This window comes from Ilyobacter sp. (assembly GCF_041583315.1).
GTDB lineage: Bacteria > Fusobacteriota > Fusobacteriia > Fusobacteriales > Fusobacteriaceae > Ilyobacter.
Map to the genome: position 1 here is coordinate 1 of NZ_JBFHGC010000365.1, position 3,016 is coordinate 3,016.

3 protein-coding genes and 1 pseudogene are annotated in these 3,016 nt (G+C 36.1%); 2 read left to right on the top strand and 2 right to left on the bottom strand.

Going from position 1 to position 3,016, the window contains the following annotated elements:
• Both ABZA26_RS11450 and ABZA26_RS11455 read right to left on the bottom strand, forming a co-directional pair.
• On the bottom strand, window positions 1-435 hold a 435-nt coding region (locus ABZA26_RS11450; protein ID WP_372714656.1), incomplete at its 3' end, for an iron-containing alcohol dehydrogenase.
• A 38-nt stretch (window positions 436-473) separates the two neighbouring features.
• The gene (locus ABZA26_RS11455) at window positions 474-863 is read right to left on the bottom strand and encodes a MerR family transcriptional regulator (protein ID WP_372714657.1); all 390 of its coding nucleotides are present in this window, start codon (window positions 861-863) and stop codon (window positions 474-476) included.
• 567 nt (window positions 864-1,430) lie between these two features.
• Between ABZA26_RS11455 and ABZA26_RS11460 the strand changes: the two genes are divergently transcribed.
• Together ABZA26_RS11460 and ABZA26_RS11465 are read left to right on the top strand one after the other, a co-directional pair.
• Window positions 1,431-2,528 carry a Glu/Leu/Phe/Val dehydrogenase dimerization domain-containing protein gene (locus ABZA26_RS11460; protein WP_372714658.1) on the top strand — a complete coding sequence of 366 codons (1,098 nt, stop codon included), beginning with the start codon at window positions 1,431-1,433 and terminating at the stop codon, window positions 2,526-2,528.
• Between the two features lie 49 nt (window positions 2,529-2,577).
• Window positions 2,578-3,016 (top strand): annotated as a pseudogene (locus ABZA26_RS11465) (butyrate kinase); the annotation flags it as partial.

A 3,016-nucleotide genomic window follows, 5' to 3' on the forward strand; every position in this document is an offset into this window, starting at 1 on the left:
AGGAAGTGTCACCACAGTACCAAATGGTATAGCTCCTTCTACAGGAATAGGAGTAAATCCAAATTTTAACAGTTCAATTTCTCTTCCTATATAATCATCAGCCACCGAAGCTACAGCTATAAATTTGGTTCCGTCCATTACAGAACCTCCACCTCCAGCAAGTATAAAGTCAATTTTTTCTTTTCTTACTATTTCCACGGCTCCCATAAGAGTTGTAAATTTCGGATTGGCCTCTATACCACCAAACTCAAACACTTCTCTCTCAGATTTAAGAAGCTCCTCTTTGACTTTATCCAGTGTCCCGAATCTCTTGACAGATCCCCCGCCGTATGTGATAAGGATTCTGGCATTCTTTGGCACAAGCCTGTCCAGCTTTGTAAACTGTTCCTTACCAAAAACAACGTTTGTAGGGTTATAAAAACTAAAATTTAACATATTTCCCTCCTGATATATTTATTTTAATGTTATTGTAATTAACTTTTTTTATCCAAAGGGCATTTGATTATACACATTCCCTTTTCCTGGTCATATTTTTTAATCTGTTCCTGAATATCTTCCTTTGTAAGAATGAGCTCCTGTATCTTTTCATCTATAAGATCTACATGATCTAGGAGAATTTTCTTTCTTTCATCTACTGTGTCCATTCCTCCTTTTTTCAGAGAGATATAATATTTCATTTCCTTTAAAGACATCCCGGTTTCTTTGAGATTTAAAAAAAACTCAATCCATATTAAATCATTTTCTGTATATACTCTGTTGTCATTTTTATCTCTGGCAATCTTTCTGATCACTCCGTTTTTTTCATAATACCTCAGCTTGGATTTTGTTATATGAAAACGTCTGGCTACTTCATCTATATTCATGTCCGCCTCCTTTACTCAGTATTACATAAATATACACCTTAAACCATGGTCTAAGGCAAGTTTTTTTTAAAAATTTTACAAAACATCCGAAGAATAACAATATCAGTTACGTCATAAATCAATTTAGATAAAGTTAAAAATATTCTCAGTCTTTGAAAATTTACGAGTATTTTCCCCTTTTATTTTGGACACAAATTATTTTAATGCTGAAAATAGAAAAATAATAAATAAATGAACTTGTATATTATGTAGGAATTGCTCTGAAAAATAAGAAGAGTATATTAAGCTTAATAATTATAGAAAATAAAATACTCTGTTTTCTGGATAACTTGCCTTTTGTGTCTTAAGAGTGAGAGTGATTCTTAAATTAGGAAAAATTTACATTTTAAAAGGAGGCTGTTATGAAAAATTTTTTGGCAATTTTAGGTGTTATTTTTTTGGTAATACTATTTATACTTTTGTTTAGATAAAATTATTAAAAAAACACAGAATTTTACATTTATAATACTAAAATCATATATATAAGTTGATGAAATAGTAATCAAATTATTGAGGAGGAGATTTCTGATGGAAAAATTTGAGTACATGGAAAAATTTGGTCATGAACAGCTGGTTTACTTTTTTGATAAGACTACCGGCCTCCGGGGAGTTACCTGTATTCATGATACAAGCCTGGGACCGGCTCTGGGTGGAACAAGGATATGGCCATATGAAAATGAGGAAGAAGCCGTCTTAGACGCATTCCGGCTCTCACGGGGGATGACCTACAAGGCTGCCTGTGCAGGTTTAAACCTCGGAGGAGGAAAAACTGTTTTAATAGGAGACCCTAAAATTCTCAAAAGTGAAGCATACTTCAGAAGCCTGGGAAGATTTGTGCAAAGCCTCAACGGGAGATATATAACTGCTGAAGACGTAAATACAAACACTAAAGATATGTCATATGTGGCCATGGAGACTGATTATGTGGTGGGACTCCCTGGAAAGAGTGGTAATCCCTCCCCGGTAACCGCCTGGGGAATTTTTATGGGTATAAAAGCCACACTTAAAGAACTCTTCGGGGACGATTCGATTAAAGAGCGTAGCTTTGCTGTGCAGGGTGCAGGACAGACAGGATATTATCTTATAAAATATCTTCTGGGAGAAGATTATCCTGACAAAAATTATAAAGCTGAAAAAGCCTCTAAAATATATTTTACCGAAATAAATGATGATCATATAAAAAGAATGAAAGCTGAGCATCCTGAAGTGGAATTTGTATCACCTGAGGATGTATATTCTTTAGAAGTTGATATTTTTTCACCCTGTGCCCTTGGAGCCGTCATAAATGACGAAACTGTTCCTAAGTTTCGGTGCAAGGCCATAGCCGGAAGCGCAAATAACGTCCTAAAGGATGCAGAACACGGCAGGAAGCTCAAAGATAGAGGAATCCTGTATGCTCCTGATTATGTAATAAATGCAGGCGGTCTCATAAATGTGTATCACGAGCTCCAGGGATACAGCAGAGATAAAGCCGTTGGAGATGTAGAGCTCATCTATGACCGTCTTATGGAGATATATAAAATCTCAAAAGATGAAAATATAGCTACCAGTGATGCAGCAGACAGATTTGCAGAAAACAGGATTAGGATCATAAAAGAAATAAGAAGTAATTATATAAAACGATGATTTCAAAAGACTGTAAATTAAAAACGACACTGTATAGGGGAGGGAAGCGATGAAAGAGTTTAAAATACTGGCAATAAATCCAGGATCTACTTCTACAAAAATATCCGTTTTCAAAGGAGAAAATGAGATATTTTCAGAAACCATAAGTCACTCTGCAGAGGATATTCACCAGTTTGAAAAAATAATAGATCAGTTTCAATTCAGAAAAAATATAATAGAAAAAACTCTTAAGGAAAAACATCTTCTGGATGAGAGGCTGGATGCCGTGGTGGGACGTGGTGGGCTCTTACGACCTATCTCAGGTGGCACCTATATTGTAGGAGATGCCGTACTCAGCGATCTGAGCGCCGGGGTATCTGGTGAACACGCCTCAAATTTAGGGGGTATTCTAGCCCATGAAATAGGAGAAGATTTCCATGTCCCTTCCTATATCGTAGATCCTGTAGTAGTTGATGAGCTTGAGCCTGTGGCCAGGATTTCCGGGATCC